16 protein-coding genes are annotated in these 18,643 nt (G+C 58.8%); 1 reads left to right on the forward strand and 15 read right to left on the reverse strand.

Annotated elements, in window-relative coordinates:
• Position 1: 1 nt before the first annotated feature.
• Positions 2-2,560, reverse strand: a complete 2,559-nt coding sequence (gene gyrA / locus ACWXTG_RS05255; protein WP_309565508.1) for a DNA gyrase subunit A — start codon at positions 2,558-2,560, stop codon at positions 2-4.
• 237 nt (positions 2,561-2,797) lie between these two features.
• On the opposite strand from gyrA, the gene ACWXTG_RS05260 reads away from it, so the two are divergent.
• Positions 2,798-3,400 carry a peroxiredoxin gene (locus tag ACWXTG_RS05260; RefSeq protein WP_309565509.1) on the forward strand — a complete coding sequence of 201 codons (603 nt, stop codon included), beginning with the start codon at positions 2,798-2,800 and terminating at the stop codon, positions 3,398-3,400.
• 88 nt (positions 3,401-3,488) lie between these two features.
• Here the strand turns inward: ACWXTG_RS05260 and ACWXTG_RS05265 are convergent, their stop codons facing one another.
• From ACWXTG_RS05265 to asd, 14 genes are all read right to left on the reverse strand, one after another.
• Positions 3,489-3,710: a hypothetical protein gene (locus ACWXTG_RS05265; protein WP_309565510.1), complete on the reverse strand. Its 222-nt coding sequence runs from the start codon at positions 3,708-3,710 to the stop codon at positions 3,489-3,491.
• A 40-nt stretch (positions 3,711-3,750) separates the two neighbouring features.
• Entirely contained in the window at positions 3,751-4,041 is a 291-nt protein-coding gene (locus tag ACWXTG_RS05270) for a sll1863 family stress response protein (protein ID WP_309565511.1), read from the reverse strand.
• Between the two features lie 79 nt (positions 4,042-4,120).
• Positions 4,121-5,299, reverse strand: coding sequence for an O-succinylhomoserine sulfhydrylase (locus tag ACWXTG_RS05275; protein WP_309565512.1), 1,179 nt, complete (start codon positions 5,297-5,299; stop codon positions 4,121-4,123).
• A 201-nt stretch (positions 5,300-5,500) separates the two neighbouring features.
• Positions 5,501-7,036: an amidophosphoribosyltransferase gene (purF, locus tag ACWXTG_RS05280; RefSeq protein WP_309565513.1), complete on the reverse strand. Its 1,536-nt coding sequence runs from the start codon at positions 7,034-7,036 to the stop codon at positions 5,501-5,503.
• A gap of 58 nt (positions 7,037-7,094) precedes the next feature.
• Positions 7,095-7,586, reverse strand: coding sequence for a CvpA family protein (locus tag ACWXTG_RS05285; RefSeq protein ID WP_309565514.1), 492 nt, complete (start codon positions 7,584-7,586; stop codon positions 7,095-7,097).
• A gap of 2 nt (positions 7,587-7,588) precedes the next feature.
• Positions 7,589-8,269, reverse strand: a complete 681-nt coding sequence (locus ACWXTG_RS05290; protein ID WP_480220957.1) for an SPOR domain-containing protein — start codon at positions 8,267-8,269, stop codon at positions 7,589-7,591.
• A gap of 25 nt (positions 8,270-8,294) precedes the next feature.
• Positions 8,295-9,596: a bifunctional tetrahydrofolate synthase/dihydrofolate synthase gene (folC, locus tag ACWXTG_RS05295; protein ID WP_309565516.1), complete on the reverse strand. Its 1,302-nt coding sequence runs from the start codon at positions 9,594-9,596 to the stop codon at positions 8,295-8,297.
• Between the two features lie 15 nt (positions 9,597-9,611).
• Complete coding sequence (accD, locus tag ACWXTG_RS05300; RefSeq protein ID WP_309565517.1) at positions 9,612-10,481, reverse strand: acetyl-CoA carboxylase, carboxyltransferase subunit beta; 870 nt, start codon at positions 10,479-10,481, stop codon at positions 9,612-9,614.
• 105 nt (positions 10,482-10,586) lie between these two features.
• A complete protein-coding gene (gene trpA, locus ACWXTG_RS05305) occupies positions 10,587-11,393 on the reverse strand; it encodes a tryptophan synthase subunit alpha (RefSeq protein ID WP_309565518.1) in 807 nt (268 codons plus the stop codon).
• A 13-nt stretch (positions 11,394-11,406) separates the two neighbouring features.
• Positions 11,407-12,609: a tryptophan synthase subunit beta gene (gene trpB, locus ACWXTG_RS05310; protein ID WP_407997115.1), complete on the reverse strand. Its 1,203-nt coding sequence runs from the start codon at positions 12,607-12,609 to the stop codon at positions 11,407-11,409.
• The gene (locus ACWXTG_RS05315) at positions 12,596-13,219 is read right to left on the reverse strand and encodes a phosphoribosylanthranilate isomerase (RefSeq protein WP_309565636.1); all 624 of its coding nucleotides are present in this window, start codon (positions 13,217-13,219) and stop codon (positions 12,596-12,598) included. Before ACWXTG_RS05315 ends, trpB begins: the two co-directional genes overlap by 14 nt.
• A gap of 78 nt (positions 13,220-13,297) precedes the next feature.
• Positions 13,298-14,083 (reverse strand): tRNA pseudouridine(38-40) synthase TruA, encoded by a 786-nt coding sequence (truA, locus tag ACWXTG_RS05320; protein WP_480220958.1) that lies wholly within the window; start codon positions 14,081-14,083, stop codon positions 13,298-13,300.
• 129 nt (positions 14,084-14,212) lie between these two features.
• A complete protein-coding gene (locus tag ACWXTG_RS05325; RefSeq protein ID WP_480220959.1) occupies positions 14,213-17,344 on the reverse strand; it encodes a motility hub landmark protein FimV in 3,132 nt (1,043 codons plus the stop codon).
• A gap of 151 nt (positions 17,345-17,495) precedes the next feature.
• Positions 17,496-18,608, reverse strand: a complete 1,113-nt coding sequence (gene asd / locus ACWXTG_RS05330; RefSeq protein ID WP_480221213.1) for an aspartate-semialdehyde dehydrogenase — start codon at positions 18,606-18,608, stop codon at positions 17,496-17,498.
• Positions 18,609-18,643: the final 35 nt, after the last annotated feature.

Genomic DNA, 18,643 nt, shown 5'->3' on the forward strand with positions numbered 1-18,643 from the left:
TCTATTCATCGGCAGTTTCGGTGTCGTCATCCGTTTCCACGACCTTTTCCAGGCCGGAAAGCTTCTCGCCTTCGCCCAGGTTGATCAAGGTCACGCCCTGGGTGGCACGGCCCAGCTCGCGGATTTCTTTGACGCGGGTGCGGATCAGCACGCCGCCTGTGGTGATCAGCATGATCTCGTCATCGTCGTTCACCAGGCGCGCGCCTACCACTACGCCGTTACGTTCGCTGGTGGCAATCGCCTTCACGCCTTGCGTGCCGCGGCCGGAATGACGGAAATCAGCCAAGACGGTGCGCTTGCCATAGCCATTTTCAGTGGCTACCAATACCGTTTGCTTGTCGTCATCCGCAATCAATAGCGAAATCACCTGCTGCTTGGCTTGCAGCTTCATGCCGCGCACGCCGCGCGCGGCACGGCCCATCGCGCGCACGTCCTCTTCATCGAACCAGACCGCCTTGCCGCCGTTGGAAACGAGGACGATGTCGTTCACGCCGTTGGTGACTTCAGCCCCGATCAGGTAATCGCCGTCGTCCAGGTTCAACGCAATGATGCCCGAGCGGCGCGGATTGGAGAACTCGGTGAGCGCAGTCTTCTTGACAGTACCCTTGGCGGTCGCCATGAAGACGAAGTGGTTCTCGTCGAACTCCTTGACCGGCAGGATGGCATTGATCTTCTCTCCCTCTTCCAGCGGGAACAGGTTGACGATCGGCTTGCCGCGGCTGACGCGGCTGCCTTGCGGCACTTCGTAGACCTTGAGCCAGTAGACGCGGCCGCGGCTGGAGAAGCACAGGATGTAGTCGTGCGTATTCGCCACGAACATCTTGTCGATGAAATCGTCTTCCTTGGTAGCAGCAGCCTGCTTGCCGCGGCCGCCGCGGCGTTGCGCGCGATATTCTTCCAGCGGCTGCGACTTAACATACCCGGTATGCGAGAGCGTCACCACCACGTCCTGCGGCGTAATCAGGTCTTCCAGCGAAAGGTCCTGCGCGTTGTGCACGATCTCGCTGCGGCGCTTGTCGCCGAACTGGTTGAGGATGGCTGCCAGCTCCTCCACAATGATTTGCGTCACGCGCTCCGATTTGGCGAGGATATCAAGCAAGTCGGCAATGATATCCATGACCTCCTTGTACTCGTTGACGATCTTGTCCTGTTCAAGGCCGGTCAAGCGTTGCAGGCGCATCTGCAGGATTTCCTGCGCCTGCACGTCGGACAATCTGTAGCCGTTCGGAGTCAGGCCGAAATCGACGGACAAGCCTTCAGGACGCGAAGCCTCCATGGCCGCGCGCTTGAGCATTTCCTCGACCACGGGCGACTTCCAGGTGCGCGCCATCAGTTCGCGCTTGGCTTCAGGCGGCGTCGGTGCGGCCTTGATCAGCGCGATCATCTCGTCCACGTTGGCCAATGCAACTGCCAGGCCTTCGAGCACGTGGCCGCGCTCGCGCGCCTTGCGCAATTCGTAGACGGTACGGCGCGTCACCACTTCGCGGCGGTGGCGCAGGAAGGCTTCCAGCATCTGCTTGAGGTTGAGCAGGCGCGGCTGGCCGTCCAGCAGCGCCACCATGTTCATGCCGAAAGTGTCCTGCAGCTGGGTCTGCTTGTAGAGATTGTTGAGCACCACCTCGGGGACTTCGCCGCGCTTGAGCTCGATCACGACGCGCATGCCCGACTTGTCGGACTCGTCGCGCAGGTCGGAAATACCCTCGATCTTCTTCTCGTTGACCAGCTCGGCGATCTTCTCGACAAAGGTCTTCTTGTTGACCTGGTACGGCAGCTCATCCACGATCAAGGCCTGGCGGTTGCCCTTTTCCAGGTCTTCGACGTGGGTGCGGCCGCGCATGACGACGCGTCCACGGCCAGTGCGGTAGCCTTCCCTCACGCCTACCGTGCCGTAAATGATGCCGGCGGTCGGGAAGTCAGGCGCCGGGATGATCTCGATCAGTTCATCCACCGTGGTTTCCGGGTTCTTGAGCAGCGCCAGACAGCCTGCAATCACCTCGTTGAGGTTGTGCGGCGGGATATTGGTCGCCATGCCGACCGCAATGCCGGAACTGCCGTTGATGAGCAGGTTCGGGATACGCGCCGGCATGATGAGCGGTTCGTGCTCGGAACCGTCGTAGTTCGGCCCGAAATCAACCGTTTCCTTGTCGATGTCGGCCAGCAGTTCGTGCGCGATGCGCGCCATGCGGATTTCGGTATACCGCATCGCAGCGGCATTGTCGCCGTCCACCGAACCGAAGTTGCCCTGGCCGTCCACCAGCATGTAGCGCAACGAGAAATCCTGCGCCATGCGGACAATGGTGTCGTATACCGCGGTATCGCCGTGCGGGTGGTATTTACCGATGACGTCGCCGACAATACGGGCAGATTTCTTGTAAGGTCTGTTCCAGTCGTTGCTGAGCTCATGCATCGCAAAAAGGACACGGCGATGCACGGGCTTCAGGCCGTCACGCACATCCGGCAAGGCGCGCCCCACGATCACGCTCATCGCGTAATCGAGATAGGAGCGACGCATTTCGTCTTCGAGGCTGATAGGAAGGGTTTCTTTGGCGAACTGATCCATTATTGGCTATCGGCTTTAAAATGGCTTAAAGCCATGGATTCTAGCACGATACGCCCGGCAAAGCATGCCGGGATTTAGTCCTTGATCCTGCAGAGGATTTCAGGCCTGGCGCCGCCAGCAGGCTCAATCGCGACCTTGGCATCCATCCCGGCGATTGCAAAAATTAATTAGAAATTTACCCGGAGTTGCTTTAGGCTAACGCGTTTCGAACAACTTAACGATAAAAGGAGAAAGCATATGGCCGTTTTAGTTGGCAAACCAGCTCCCGATTTCACTGCAGCCGCAGTACTGGGTGACAATTCCATCAAGGAAGACTTCAACCTTTCCCAACACATCAAGGGCAAGCCTGCCGTTATCTTCTTTTACCCGCTGGACTTCACTTTCGTCTGCCCTTCCGAGCTGATCGCCTTCGATCACCGCCTGGAAGATTTCAAGTCGCGCGGCGTCGAAGTCATTGGCGTCTCCATCGACTCCCACTTCACTCACCTGGCCTGGAAGAACACGCCAGTGGACAAGGGCGGCATCGGCAAGGTCGGTTATCCATTGGTAGCGGACATCCGTCACGAGATCGCCAAGGCTTACGACGTCGAATCTGACGGCGGCGTCGCCTACCGCGGCTCCTTCCTCATAAACAAGGACGGCATTGTCGTGCACCAAGTGGTGAACGACCTGCCGTTGGGCCGCGATATCGACGAGATGCTGCGCGTGGTCGACGCATTGCAGTTCGTCGAGGAACACGGCGAAGTCTGCCCTGCAGGCTGGAAGAAAGGCAAGGCCGGCATGAACGCTTCTCCTGAAGGCGTTGCCAAGTACCTGGCAGAAAACGCCTCCGCACTGTAAATTCAGCAGGACGGCGTAATAAAAAACGGGACTCGATGTCCCGTTTTTTATTGCCTACAGCATGAAGCAAACTACTTTTTGCCTGCGGCTATTTTTTGCGCGCACCCAGGGCTACGACTGCAATCCCTGCCACAATCGCGACGATGCCCAGCACTTCGGGAATCGCCACATCGTTCTCAACCTCGGCGGTTGCCTTCAACGGCCCGATCTGCGCCACCGTTTCCTCCGTGGTAAAGCTGAAACCCTTGTAAACCAACGCTGCAGCGCCCAATACGATCAGCAACACGCCAACAATTATCGATGTTTTCATCGCGGCCTCCTCGCCTGTGGTCAAGCATCTGGATTATGGTTTATTCGTTGAATTTCTTGCGTGCCTCGGCAATGGCATGCTTGATGGCTTCCCATGCCTCGTCGCTGCCCTTCTTAAGCTCCTTCCAGGCTTCTCCTGCCGAGGCCTGGATTTCGCCCAGCTTCACCTTGGCCTCTTCGCGCTTTTCCTTCAAGCTGGCAATCTGCTCATCGTATTTGACGCGCAGCTCAGCATCGGCCTTGCGCACCTTGGCTTCCAGCACGTCGATATCCGCACTCCACTCGTCGAGCTGTGCTTTCAGTTTTTCTACGTATTCATCTTTCAAGCTCATATTGTTCTCCTTATCTGATCTGACCAAACGATTCGTACACCGTCATTATGACAGGCTTACGCTGCAATAGTGCCCGGTTTCAACCCTGGCTGCTGAGCCAGGCGAGGTCGGCCTTAAGGTCGTCGATATGTTCCAGGCCGACGGCAATGCGCACCAGGCCGTCGCCGACACCCGCCGCCGCCCTGGCTTCGGGGCTGACGCGGCTGTGGGTGGTCGTGGCCGGATGCGTAATCGTGCTTTTCGCGTCCCCGAGGTTCGCCGTGATCGAGATCATCCTGGTAGCGTCGATCAAGTGCCAGGCCGCAGGCTGGCCGCCCTTGACGTCGAACGACACGATGGCGCCGCCGCTCTTCTGTTGCTTCTGTGCCAGCTCGTATTGCGGATGAGACGGCAATCCAGGATAGTACACGCGTTCGACGCGCGGCTGCTGCTCCAGCCATTGTGCCAATGCCAAAGCATTGCGCGCATGGGCCTCCATGCGCACATGCAAGGTCTCCAGCCCCTTGAGGAACACCCAGGCATTGAACGCGCTCATGGTGGGACCAGCCGTGCGCAAGAAGCCGTAGACCGGTTCCAGCACGTCCTTGCGGCCCAATACCGCGCCGCCCAGGCAGCGACCCTGCCCGTCGATGTACTTGGTGGCGGAATGCACCACGATATCCGCGCCGAGCTCCAGGGGCTTCTGCAATGCAGGCGTGCAAAAGCAGTTATCCACGGCAAGCAGCGCTCCTGCCTGGTGCGCAATCTCGGCTACCGCCGCGATATCGCAGATTTCGGTCAGCGGGTTGGAGGGCGTCTCCAGGAAGAACAGCTTGGTATTAGGCTTGACCGCCGCTCTCCATGCCTCCGGGTCGGAAAGCTGGACGAAGGTGGTTTCCAGCCCCCAGCGTTTAAGGATGTTGCTGAACAATTGCACCGATGTGCCGAAGATGCTGCGAGAGGCGACCACATGGTCGCCGGCGGAACAAACGCCCATGACGCATGCAAGAATGGCAGACATGCCAGAGGAAGTCGCCACGCAAAATTCTGCCCCTTCCAGCGCCGCCAGCTTGTTCTGGAACATGCTGACGGTAGGATTGGTAAAGCGCGAATAGATATTGCCCGGCTCCTGGCCGCCAAAGCGCGCGGCGGCCTGTGCGGCATTTTCGAATACGAAACTGGATGTCAGGAACATGGCCTCGGAGTTTTCCCCGAATGGCGTGTGCTCGCTACCTGCACGCACGCTCAATGTTTCTGCATGCCATTCATGCTGACTCATACATCTTACCTTCCCGCCCGCTACCGGGCTCAATGACAAAAAGGACGGGCATAAAAAAACCCGCTGTAGCGCCTGGGCTAAAACGGGTTTTTCAATATCAACTCGCTTTAGCAGTATTTATATTGCGCCCGCAAGCTGAGTGCTACTTCTCCTCAAATCGGCGCATGGGTTGATATTAGTCCCGCCAGGGCCCGTCGTCAACTATACCAGCTCCTCCTCTTCGGCCCCGACCAGGTTGAGGTCAAGCTGGGTGATCGAGTTGGCCGGGCGCTTCTGCGCGGCGCCGTCGCCCCGCACCGTCTCTGCACGCGCCAGGTAGGCTTCGTCGATATCGCCGGTGATGTACTTGCCGTCAAAACAGGAACAATCGAATACCTCAATGTCGGGGTTGCTCTTCTGCACGGCGCTGATCAAGGCATCCAGGTCCTGGTAGATCAAGGCGTCTGCGCCGATTTCCGCGCAGATTTCCTCATCCGTGCGCCCGGTAGCCAACAGCTCGCTGCGCGAAGGCATATCGATGCCATAGACGTTGGGATAACGCACCGGAGGCGCGGCAGAGGCGAAGAACACTTTGCTCGCCCCGGCATCACGCGCCATCTGCACAATCTGCTGGGAAGTGGTGCCCCGCACGATGGAGTCGTCCACCAACAGCACGTTCTTGCCCTGGAACTCCATGCCGATGGGGTTGAGTTTCTGGCGTACCGATTTCTTGCGCAAGGCCTGCCCGGGCATGATGAAGGTACGGCCGATGTAGCGGTTCTTGATGAAGCCTTCGCGATAGGTCAGGTTGAGCTTGTTCGCCAGCTCCAGCGCGCTCGGGCGGCTAGTATCCGGAATCGGGATCACCACGTCGATCTTCAAGTGCTTCCACTCGCGTGCGATCTTGTCTGCCAGGCTTTCGCCCATATGCAAACGGGTCTGGTAGACGGAAACGTTGTCGATGACGGAGTCGGGGCGGGCCAGATAGACATATTCGAAAATGCAAGGAGATAGCTGCGGCGCCTCAGCACATTGGCGCGAGAAGAAATTGCCGTCCAGGTCGATGAAGATGGCTTCTCCCGGCTCGACATCGCGCACCAGGGTGAAGCCCAGCACGTCCAGCGCCACGCTTTCGGAAGCGACAATATACTCGGTGCCCTGCTCGGATTCGTTCTTGCCGATGACCAAGGGGCGGATGCCATGCGGATCGCGGAATGCCAGCAAGCCGAAATTCGCGATCATGGCCACTACGGCATAAGCGCCGCGGCAGCGCTTGTGCACGCCGGCCACGGCCTCGAAAATCATGTCGGTATTGAGGACCGCGTTGTGCGAGGAGGTCTCGATCTCGTGCGCAAGCACATTCAGCAGCACTTCGGAGTCGGAACTGGTATTGATGTGGCGCAAGTCCTGCCTGAACATCTCTTGCTTGAGCTGCGCGGAATTGGTCAGGTTGCCGTTATGCCCCAGCACGATGCCGAACGGGGAGTTCACGTAGAAAGGCTGGGCTTCCGCCGCGGACGAGGAGCCGGCGGTGGGATAGCGCACGTGGGCAATGCCCGCGTTGCCGATCAGGCTGCGCATATGCCGGGTCCGGAACACGTCCTGAACCAGGCCATTGTTTTTATGCATGAAGAAGGTATTGCCATCGCAGGTAACAATCCCCGCAGCATCCTGACCCCGATGCTGCAAGACCAGCAGCCCATCGTACAGCAGCTGGTTGACTGGGTTTTTACCGACTACACCGATAATTCCACACATGAGCTATATGCCTTAGAAACGAAAATCTGGAATAACTAGACAAGCCATTGGCCTCAATCTAGTCGTATTTAATATGTTTTGCAATATCCTGCGGAAACCAGGGCAGGATGCCGACGACCATTGCCTCCAGCGGCGCGCTGAACATCGCGTTACGCCAACGCGGATCTTGCGGCAGCGAAGTCAGACCGGCCAACAGCACCAGCGTCAGTATAATCAGCAGCCCGCGGGCGAACCCGAAAAGGCCGCCCAGCCCCCGATCAAGGGCGCTCAGGCCTATGGTCTTGAATATTTGCGCAATCGCGATCGCCAGCAGGCTACACACCAATAATGTGGACAAAAACAAAATTAAAAAGGCCGCAAGGAATTTCAATTCCTCCGCCGGGATGGAATCGGGCAGCATCGTCGACACTTCCACGGTATAAAGCTTGGCTACCACGAATGCAATTGCCCATGCCGCCAGCGCCAGCACCTCGCGCACAAACCCGCGCATCATGCTGAGCAGGACGGAAACGCCCATGATCACCAGCACTGCATAGTCAAAGCCGGTCATTGCTATTTATTGCTGATGACCATTCCGGACAAACCGGCCGCCTTGACCTTGCCCAACGCCTGCTCGGCAGCTTCACGGCTGGCGAACGGCCCGACGCGCAGACGGGTTTTGTCGCCGCTGGCAGTGGCGATGACTTCGGTATGCGACTTCAGGCCCTGGCCTGATAGCTTATCCTGCAAATTCTTGACGTTGATCGGGTCGGAAAATACGCCGATCTGAACCAGGAAGCTGCCTGTAGCGGCGGACTTGGCATCGGCGGGCTTTTGCTTTGCTGGTTCAGCTTTTGGAGCTTCCGCCTTGGGAGTCTCGACTTTTGGAGCAACGGGCTTCGCTTCAGGCTTGGCAGCATCCTTCTTTACGGGCTCTTGCTTGGGCGCAGGCTGAACGGGGGCTGCTTCAAAGTCGGGTTCGGTATCCGGCGATTCCGGCATGGACAATACAGGTTCGGAGACGACCTCCTCTACAGGCTCTCCTTGGGGAGCCACCTTGGAGGTGAACTCAGGACCGTCCTGGCTGGGAATGTTGATCGCGATTTCCTGCGGCGGGGTCTTGCTACTGCGGTCATCCAGCACCATCGGCAGGATGGTGACCATCAGCAGCACCAGTGCGATGGCTCCTACCAGGCGCCTGCGCGCACGTTTCTTGAACTGAAGTTCCTGATCACTCGACTGGTCAGATGCCATCAAAAATCCTACTATCCTTGTTGAATCAGTGCGCCGCTATCTCTGAAGAACCGGCCATGGCAAGCTCGCGCATGATATCGGCCACAGTGAAGAACGAACCAAAGACGATAATTCTATCATTTTCGCCTGCATCGTTACAGGCTTGCCGGTAAGCAGTGCTCACATCGGCATGGATGGATACCGGGCTGGATGCCGCCTGGGCCAGCACGCATTCGCGCAGTTGCGCTGCGCCGGCCCCCCGACCATGCGCCACCTTGGCGATATGCCAGGCATCGATATGGGGCGCGACTGCCTGCACCACTCCCGGAATATCCTTATCAGCCAGCATGGAAAACACCGCCAAGGTGCGTCCGGCAACTGGATGCTGTGCGAGATTGGAAGCCAGCGCCCAGGCGGCATGCGGATTATGGGCCACATCCAGGATCACTTGCGGCTGCTGGCGGCACAGTTGGAAGCGGCCGTTGAGGACAACGCTCTGCAATCCTTGCCGCATGTGCTCCGGCGTCGCGGGCAATATTTCCCGCAAAGCATCGACGGCATTGACGACGCAAGCCGCGTTATTGAGCTGGAACTCGCCCGCCAAGGCTGGCAAGGGCAACAGGTACTCATGGGTTGCCGAACGGTAAAGCCAGCCAGCCCCTTGCGGTTGGAAGCTGAACTTCCTGCCGATCAGGCGCAGATCGGCCCCTATCTCGGTCGCATGGGCCTGGAGCGACGACGGCGGACGGTCGTCGCCGCATATTGCCGGGATGCCGCTGCGGAACACCCCCGCCTTCTCCCGCCCTATGCACTCGCGGTCATTGCCGAGGAAATCCATATGGTCTAGGTCCACGCTGGTGACGATACTGCATACCGGCGAAAACACATTGACGGCATCCAGGCGGCCGCCCAGGCCGACCTCCAGTATCGCCACATCGACATTCGCTTTCACCATGCTCCAGACGGCAGCCAAGGTGCCGAATTCGAAATAGGTCAATGCGGTTTCATGGCGCGCCTGCTCTATCGCCTCAAAAGCCTCGACTAGCACGGCATCTTCAGCCTCGATCCCGCCGATGCGCACGCGCTCGTTATAGCGCACGAAATGCGGGGACGTGTAGCAGCCGACCTTGTAGCCGGCTGCCTGGTAAATGCTTTCCAGCATGGCGCAGGTCGAGCCTTTGCCGTTGGTGCCCGCCACGATCACGATTGGGAATTGCGGATGCAGCCCCAGGCGCTGGCGGACCAGCTCGACGCGCTCCAGCCCCATCTCGATGGAGGCCGGATGCAATGCCTCAATATAAGCAAGCCAGCCCGCTAAGTCACGAGTGGCAGGAAAAAAGGATGTCACAGGAGATTGAATAGGTTACGCCGCGCTTGCAGGAATACGCATAAAGCTGGTCATCAGGGTCGCCAATTTGTCGCGCATTTCACGCCTGTCGACAATCATGTCGATTGCGCCATGCTCCAATAAGAATTCGGAGCGCTGGAACCCTTCCGGCAGCGTTTCGCGCACGGTCTGCTCAATCACACGCGGACCGGCAAAGCCGATCAACGCTTGCGGCTCGGCAATGATCACGTCGCCCAGCATGGCAAAACTTGCCGACACCCCGCCCATGGTAGGATCGGTCAATACCGAGATATAGGGCAGGCCGGCCTTGCTCAGCTTGGTGAGCGCGGCGCTGGTCTTGGCCATTTGCATCAGGGAGAACAAGCCCTCCTGCATACGCGCGCCGCCGCTGGCCGATACGCAAATGAACGGGATATTGTTGTCAATCGCTGCCTGCACGCCGCGCGCGAACCGCTCGCCCACCACCGAGCCCATGGAGCCGCCCATGAACTTGAACTCGAATGCGGCAGCCACCACCCCTACCGTCTTGATGCTGCCTTGCATCACGATCAGAGAATCGGTTTCATCTATCTCTGCCTGGGTGGCCTTCAAGCGGTCGACATAACGCTTGCTGTCCTTGAACTTGAGCGGATCGACCGGCTGCACTTCCACGCCGATTTCCGAGCGCCCCTCTTCATCGAGCAGGAAATTCAACCGCGTACGCGCAGAGATGCGGTTATGGTAGGAACACTTGGGGCAAACCTCGGCATTGCTTTCCAGATCAGTGCGATACAGCACTGATTCGCATGAAGGGCATTTGCTCCACAACCCCTCCGGCACGGTCTTGCGGCTATTGCCCGCCGGGCGGTTGATCTTTGGAGGCAGAAGTTTTTGCAACCAGCTCATGGTTTATCCTTTATTCAGAAATGAAGCGGCCAGCCATGATCGCCAGCCCTCTACTTTCAATTGCTTTCATTCGGTCAAGCAGGCGGGCCTGCTCGCCCTCATTGATTAACGCTTGGTATCGTCAATGGCAGCGCGCATGCTCTGCGTCAACTTCACCACATTGCTCAACAAATCATCTTCACTGGAATTTTCAATTTCCTGAATCATGCGGCTGCCGATCACCACGGCATCGGCCACTTCGGCCACCGCCTTTGCCGTGGCGGCATCGCGCACGCCAAAGCCAACGCCGATGGGCAGGTCCGTCTGTCCGCGGATCGCCTTCACCTTCCCCCCGACTTCGACAATATCCAGATTCTTGGAGCCGGTGACGCCCTTGAGCGAGACATAATAAACAAAGCCTGCAGCCTGGCGCACGATCATGTCGACGCGGCTGCTTTCGGAGGTGGGCGACAACAGGAATATCGGGTCGAGCTGCTGTGTTTTGAGCAGCTCGACGAAATCCTGGCACTCCTCTGGCGGATAATCCACCGTCAGCACGCCATCCACACCCGCCGCATGAGCACGCTCGGCAAACTTGGCCTGCCCCATGGCCTCTATGGGGTTGGCATACCCCATCAAAACGATCGGTGTCTTGTCATCGGTCTGGCGGAATTCACGCACCATCTCCAGCACATCCCCGAGGCCGACCTTGTGCGCCAAGGCGCGCTCGGTTGCACGCTGGATGACCGGGCCATCCGCCATGGGATCGGAAAATGGCACGCCCAGCTCGATGATGTCGGAACCCGACTGCACCAGGGCATGCATCAACGCCACGGTATGCTTGGGATGAGGATCGCCCGCAGTGATGTAGGGAATCAGGGCTTTCTTGCCTTGCGACTTGAGCGCCGCAAAAGTTGCTTGAATACGAGACATGTGAAAAACCAGCTTACAGGGTGATGCCAGCCAGGCTGGCTACGGTGTTGATATCCTTGTCGCCGCGTCCGGATAGGTTGACCAGCAATGCCTGGTCAGGCGACATGGTCGCTGCGAGCTTCATCGCATAGGCCAGGGCATGGCTGGATTCCAGCGCAGGAATGATGCCTTCGGTACGGCACAAGGTATGGAACGCCTCCATGGCCTCGTCGTCCGTAATAGCGACGTATTCGGCACGCTTGATGTCCTTGAGCCATGCATGTTCAGGGCCGACGCCAGGATAATCCAGCCCGGCCGAAACAGAATGCGTCTCGATGATCTGGCCGTTCTCATCCTGCATCAGGTAGGTACGGTTGCCGTGCAGCACGCCGGCAGGACTGTTGGCGGTCAAAGGCGCGGCATGCTTGCCGGTGTCGATGCCGTGCCCGGCGGCTTCGACGCCGATCAGGCGCACGCCTTCCACGTCGATGTAGGGATAGAAAATGCCCATGGCGTTGGAGCCGCCGCCGACACAGGCAATCACCGCATCGGGCTGGCGGCCGATCATTTCCTGCATCTGCTGCTTGGCTTCGATGCCGATCACCGCCTGGAAGTCGCGCACCATCATGGGATAAGGATGAGGGCCTGCAACGGTGCCGATGATATAGAAAGTGTTCGAGATGTTGGTCACCCAGTCGCGCATGGCTTCATTGAGCGCATCCTTGAGGGTCTTGGAGCCGCTTTCCACCGGCACGACGGTTGCGCCCAGCAGCTTCATTCGATAGACATTGGGCGCCTGGCGTTTGACGTCTTCCGACCCCATATACACGACACACTCGAGGCCCAGGCGGGCTGCAATCGTGGCTGTGGCCACGCCATGCTGTCCCGCGCCGGTCTCGGCGATTACGCGCGGCTTGCCCATGCGCTTGGCGAGCAACGCCTGGCCGATCGTGTTGTTCACCTTGTGGGCGCCGGTGTGGTTCAAGTCTTCGCGCTTGAGGTAAATCCTCGCGCCACCGGCCTTCTGCGTCAGGCGTTCGGCATAGTAAACCGGGCTGGGACGCCCGACAAAATGCTTGAGGTCATAGGCGAACTCGGCAAGGAACTCAGGATCATGCCGATAGCGCTCATACATGACGCGCAACTCTTCCAGCGCCTCGACCAAGGTCTCGGCCACAAAAATACCGCCATAAGGGCCAAAATGGCCACGCTGATCCGGCATGTCATAAAGCTGCATTCTGTACTCCTTGCATGAACGCGGCAATCTTGCCCGCATCCTTGATTCCTTTGGTTTGTTCGACACCGCCGCTGACATCCACCGCATAAGGCCGCACCTGGCGGATGGCCGCTGTCACGTTATCGGGGCTCAGTCCGCCCGCAAGCACGATGGGAACTGGCATTTGGCGCGGGACCAGGCTCCAGTCAAACACCTGCCCCGTGCCGCCTGCCACGCCTGGCAAATAAGCATCCAGCAACAGCGCGTGGGCATCGTGGTATTGAGTGGCGTATTGTAGCAAATTTGTATCGTTCCGGACGCGAACAGCCTTCATATAAGGCACGCTGTAAACCCGGCAAGCATCGGGAGTCTCATCGCCGTGAAACTGCAATAGATCAAGCCTGACTTTGGCGAGCACCGCTTCTATTTCTCTTGGCTCAGCATCAACGAACAATCCGACGATACTGACGAAAGGCGGCAGCGCAGCCGCGATTTCCTCAGCCTGCTGCAGATCGATACTCCTGGGGCTAGGCCGGTAAAACACCAGCCCGATGGCATCACAGCCATGCTCCACGGCAGCTAGCGCATCCTCGACGCGGGTGATCCCGCAAATTTTGACACGGGTTCTCAAACTCAAAAAAGCACCTGTCATTGAAAGGCGCTAGGGTACCTTAAAGCCGGCCCCCTGTCACAAAAATCCTGATTCATCTCAGGCAATGCCGAGCTGCAATTTGCGCTCAGTGCCAGGCAATCCCCAGCGGGCATCATAGCCCACTCCGGTCAGGTACAGCCCGTCGGGCGAAAAAGTGGGAGGGGAAAGCGTACGGTCCTGTGCTGCGAGCAACTCCGCCATGAACGCTGGAGGATATTTTCCTTTGCCGATATACACCAGCGCCCCCACCATGTTGCGCACCTGGTGGTGCAGGAAGGCATTGGCGCAAAAATCGAATAACAGGCTGCTGCCAAAGGCGTTGACCGAGGCACGGTGCATGGTCTTGACCGGCGACTTCGCCTGGCATTCCGCCGCGCGGAACGCGCTGAAGTCATGCTGTCCCTGCAAATAGGCCATGGCCTCCTGCATAGCCCGCAGATCAAGCGGCTGATGAAACCACCCTGCCTTTCCCGCCATCACCGCGGGGGCTACCGGCTGGTTGATGAGCCAGTATTGATAACTGCGCTGATAGGCATCGAACCGCGCATGAAAACGCGCATCCACCTCGCTTGCCCATAAAACGCGCACGCCCCTTGGCAGCCTGGTGTTCACGCCGCGCACCCAGGCATTTTGCGGCCGTACAGCCGCCGTATCGAAGTGCACGACCTGGGACAGGGCGTGGACCCCGGTATCAGTACGCCCGGCAGCGGAGACCCGCACCTCGTGGCCGGCCAGCTGCGACAATGCAGACTCCACGGCATCCTGCACGGCAAGCCCGTTGGGCTGGCTCTGCCAGCCACAAAAGCCGGCGCCGTCATACTCGATACCCAATGCCAGCCTCATACGCTGCCACCCTGCTCCAGATACTTGTTCATGGCGCTATTTTACCCTTGCCTGCCATCGTGTTTGAGCGGCATGCCATTAAAAAAAGCCGGGCAATGCCCGGCTTTGCATGGAAGGCTGGCGCATTAATCAGGCAAGGCTATCCAGGATAGCCTGGGCTTTTTGCTTTTGCCGCGGACCTCCCTCTTTCAGGATTTCCTCGAGCAATTCGCGCGCGCCTTCGTTGTCGCCCATATCCATGTAGGCAGTCACCAGATCCAGCTTGGTGTCCACATCGGCTGACTCTTCAACCTCTCCGTCTGGAGCAAGACTTTCTGCCTCTGTCGAATCACCTGCGACATCCAGGCTGATGCCGGAAAGATCGATATCCGCTGTGGTAGCCTGGGAAGGTTCGTCCTCCTCGATATCCAGATCGAAATCAGGCAATACGATCTCTTCCTCCTGGCTCGGCGCCGCTGTTGCGCTAACACCGCTATTCAGCTCGTCACTATCCAGGTCTATCTCGGCAAAATTGAAGCTGGGAGCCGCATCATCCTGCGGCCCATCAGCTTCAAGAGTCGACTCAGGAACATCCGGACCATTGCCCAGCAACTCAGACAAGTCGCCGCCCGCTTCTGTTTCGGCCTCTTTTGAGGCCGGCTCTTCAGCGAAACTGATTTCCGGCAGATCAAAATCGATATCTGGCAGACCATCGTCCTGAAAATCTTCGCCCTCTGCAGTGCTTTCGGCTGCAGGATTGGGAAGTTCGATTTCCGGCAATGCAATCTCAGGCAAGCCAAGGTCGACATCAGGAGTTTGCAACGGCGAATCTACCGGCTGTTGCTGGCTATCCGCATCATCCAGCTCGGGAATGAAGAACTCAGGCACGGCATCGGCATCCGGTTCGGTTACCGCATCCTCATCCGTTTCATTGCCAGGCAACTCCGGCAAGTCAAAGTCCGGGATTGCGGCATCAAGTTCTGCGATATCCAGTTGCAAGCTGTTCTTGGCTGGCGGCTCCGGCAGGTCCAAGGTGAAGTCCATGCTGTTGCCCGCATGCTGTTCGGCGGCATCTGCATCCGCGTCCTTGGCGCTTTCCAGCGACGCGGCATCCAGATCGAAGTCAAGCGCCGGCAAATCACGCTCTTCCGCCTGACTATCGTCCGCCCCGGCAAAAGGCGCATCGTCAACGACAGAGTCTTGTGCGTCTTTTTCACCCAGCAGACTGGCGCCAGTTGCGACGGCAGCACCTGCAAGCGCAGCACTGGTGAATGCCGCCTGATGATCCTGTGCGGCTTGCTGTTCGGGCTTGCCGGCTTGAGGCGTGTTCTGAGCGGGCAATGATGCAGGCCGCTCAGCTATGTTGTCTTCCGAATACAAGGGATTGTCCGGCTCCAGCTTGCGTCCCATCGCGGCAACCTTGCTCCAGATGGGATCGGCTGCGCCCAGCGTGGTATAGATTTCGCCCGCGACAGTTTCGAATGCCGAGGTATCGTTACGCGCTGCATAAATTTCCAGCAATTTGAGATGCAACTCATGACGCTGGGGCTCCTTGACGATCGCATCCTTGAGGATTTCCTCAGCCTGCGCATCGCGCCCGTATGCCATATAGACTTCAGCCTCGGCAATGGGGTCGACGTCGTGCGTATCGATCATGCCGCCGGTATTCTGGGAGAAATCGTTGAGGAAGGAGGTATCCCCTGTATTGACGGTGGCGCCGGCAGTGTTGCCGAACACGGTATTGGGCTTGAGCCCGCCGGCCGTCTGGATTCCCCTCTCGAAACTGTCCAGCTCGCGCTTGCGTTTGTTGCGCATATAGAGCCAGCCGCCAAGCAACAAGACGATGCCGCCAGCAGCCAGCGCAAGCGGCAATGGATCATCGCCGACCAGTTCGTCAAACAAGCTGGGGTCTTCCACTGCCGGAGCGACCGGTGCAGGCGCCGGTTGAGGTTCCGGCTTCACAGGTTCCGCTTCGTCGCCTGCCGGTGCTGCATCAGTGGCTGGCTCCTGTGCGGAAGGCTCTGCCGCGGGTGCAGCGGCTTCAGGTTCCGGCTGGGGCTCTGGCGTTTCTGCAGGAGGAGGTGCAGGAGCCTCCTCAGGCTTGGCGGGAGGCGCGTCGCCGTTCTGCAGGGTAGCCAACGCCTGGTTCTTGATTGCCAGCAGCTTCTGCATGTCGGCGATTTGCTTCTCGAGCATCGCAGCACGCTCGGCCGCCTCCTTCAAGCTCTTGTCCTTGGCAGTGAGCTCTTCCTGCATGGCATTCAATTGCGCCTGGCTGGCATTGTTGCTGGAAAGCCTGACCACATCACGGGAAGCGTCGGCAGGCGGCGCGGCGCGGTCAGTCGCTGGCGAGGAAATGCGTCCGGATGCAGACTGCTGCGCTCCGCCATCTGTTGAAGGCACCGACTCGGCAGCCAGGTCAGCCAGGCGGTTGCGATAGGCGTTCCAATCAGCGGTCTGTACCCTGACCTCCCGCGTTGCCTCGGCAGGTGTGAGTTGTTGCAGCTCGCTTGCGCTCGGCACGCGCAATATCTGCCCCACCTTCAGGCGGTTCATGTTCTTGCCGGCAAAGGCATCCTCGTTGGCGCGGTACAGGCCGACCAGCATCTGGTCAAGGCTGACGCCCTGCAGCTGGTGCTCTCGCGCAATCGCGCTCAAGGTATCTCCGCTAGCGGTGGTATAGCTTTGCGATGCGGAGCTTTGTGCTGGGGCAACTGGTTCGGGAGCGGCTCTTGCTGGGGTTTGAGTTGGTGCCGGTGGGCGTTGGGCAGCGGTATTGGCAGACGGAGGAGTTTTTGACGGTGTAGCGGCAGGTGCAGGAATGGCAGGCGCCGCGCTCGGCGGCAGTTGCACGCCATTGTAGACCTGCGCCTGGTTGTTGTAGCCGGGCGGGTCGAGCAATACGGTGTATTCTCGCAGCAAGCGGCCGGTTGCCCAGTCGACCTGGATCAGCATATCCAGGAAAGGGTCGCTGATGGCTTGCGACGACGTGAGCTTGAGTACGGGGGCGCCATCGGCGCGCTTGCTCACATCGACCTTGATGGCATTGTGGATTGCCGTGCGCTCCACGCCTTGGACATTGTAGGCCTCCTGTGGTGCGATGCCCGCCGTCAACGTCGCCAGTTCATCCGGCGTAGTGGAGAGAAGTTCAATTTCAGCAGAAAGCGGCTCACCAAGTCCGGATGTCACGGTCAAGCGGCCCAGGCCTGCAGCCTCGCCCACCATTGGCGCAAACGCCAACAACATGGCAAGTGCGACCCCCTTTAGTTTGGACTTATGCACTATTCCACCCTTATCAACTTTTAAATAGCATTATTAAGCTAACATCAATCAGTTACCGTTTCAAGCTAATACATAACTTTACATTCTCAATGCCAGCCCAGGCAGCATGTATCCTCTGGGACCAAGGTCGCAAGGGCGCAGACTAACGCAATCAGGCTTCCACCAGGATGCGCAGCATGCGGCGCAACGGCTCTGCGGCGCCCCATAACAACTGGTCGCCCACGGTGAAGGCGGAGAGATAGTCGCCGCCCATGCCCATCTTGCGCAGGCGCCCAACCGGGGTCTGCAAGGTGCCGGTCACCGCTGCGGGGCTCAAGCGCTTCATGGTCGCATCGCGCTCGTTGGGCACGACTTCCGCCCATGAATTGGCTGCTGCCAACATATCGGCTATCTCATCCAACGGCACATCTTGCTTCAACTTGATAGTCAAGGCCTGGGAGTGGCAACGCATAGCGCCAATCCGCACGCATAATCCATCGATCACGATGGGGTTAGCCTCGCGTCCCAGGATCTTGTTGGTTTCCGCCATGCCCTTCCATTCTTCCTTGCTCTGGCCGTTGCCCAAGTCCTTGTCTATCCATGGGATCAGGCTGCCGGCAAGCGGAACGCCGAAATTGTCGACCGGCAATTCAGCGCTGCGCAGGGTATCCGCCACCTTGCGGTCTATATCCAGAATGGCCGAGGATGGATCTTGCAACTCGGATGCGACACCGGCATGCACCACACCCATCTGCTTGATGAGTTCGCGCATGTTCTGCGCGCCAGCGCCGGAAGCAGCCTGGTAGGTCATGGCAGTCGCCCACTCGACCAGGTCGGCCTTGAACAGCCCGTTCAATGCCATCAACATCAGGGAGACGGTACAGTTGCCGCCAATCCAATTGCGCCCGCCTGCCGACAATGCCTGCTTGATTACGTCCAGGTTGACGGGGTCCAGGATGACCACCGCATCCTTTTCCATGCGCAGCGTGGAGGCGGCATCGATCCAGTGGCCTTGCCAGCCTTCGGCGCGCAGCTTGGGGAAGATATCGCTGGTATAGTCGCCGCCCTGGCAGGAAACGATGATGTCCATGGCCTTGAGTTCGGCAAGCGACTTCGCATCCTTGAGCGGAGGCGTATCGCGGCCGATCGCAGGACCTGCGCCGCCAGTCTGCGAAGTGGTGAAGAATATGGGCTCGATATCCTTGAAGTCGCCTTCCGCCATCATGCGCTGCATGAGCACGGAACCCACCATGCCCCGCCAGCCGACAAACCCTACTTTGAACATCATCTCTTCCTGGTTAAATGGCCTTGCACAGGCCT

The sequence above is a fragment of the Methylobacillus sp. DLP286 genome (assembly GCF_056636515.1).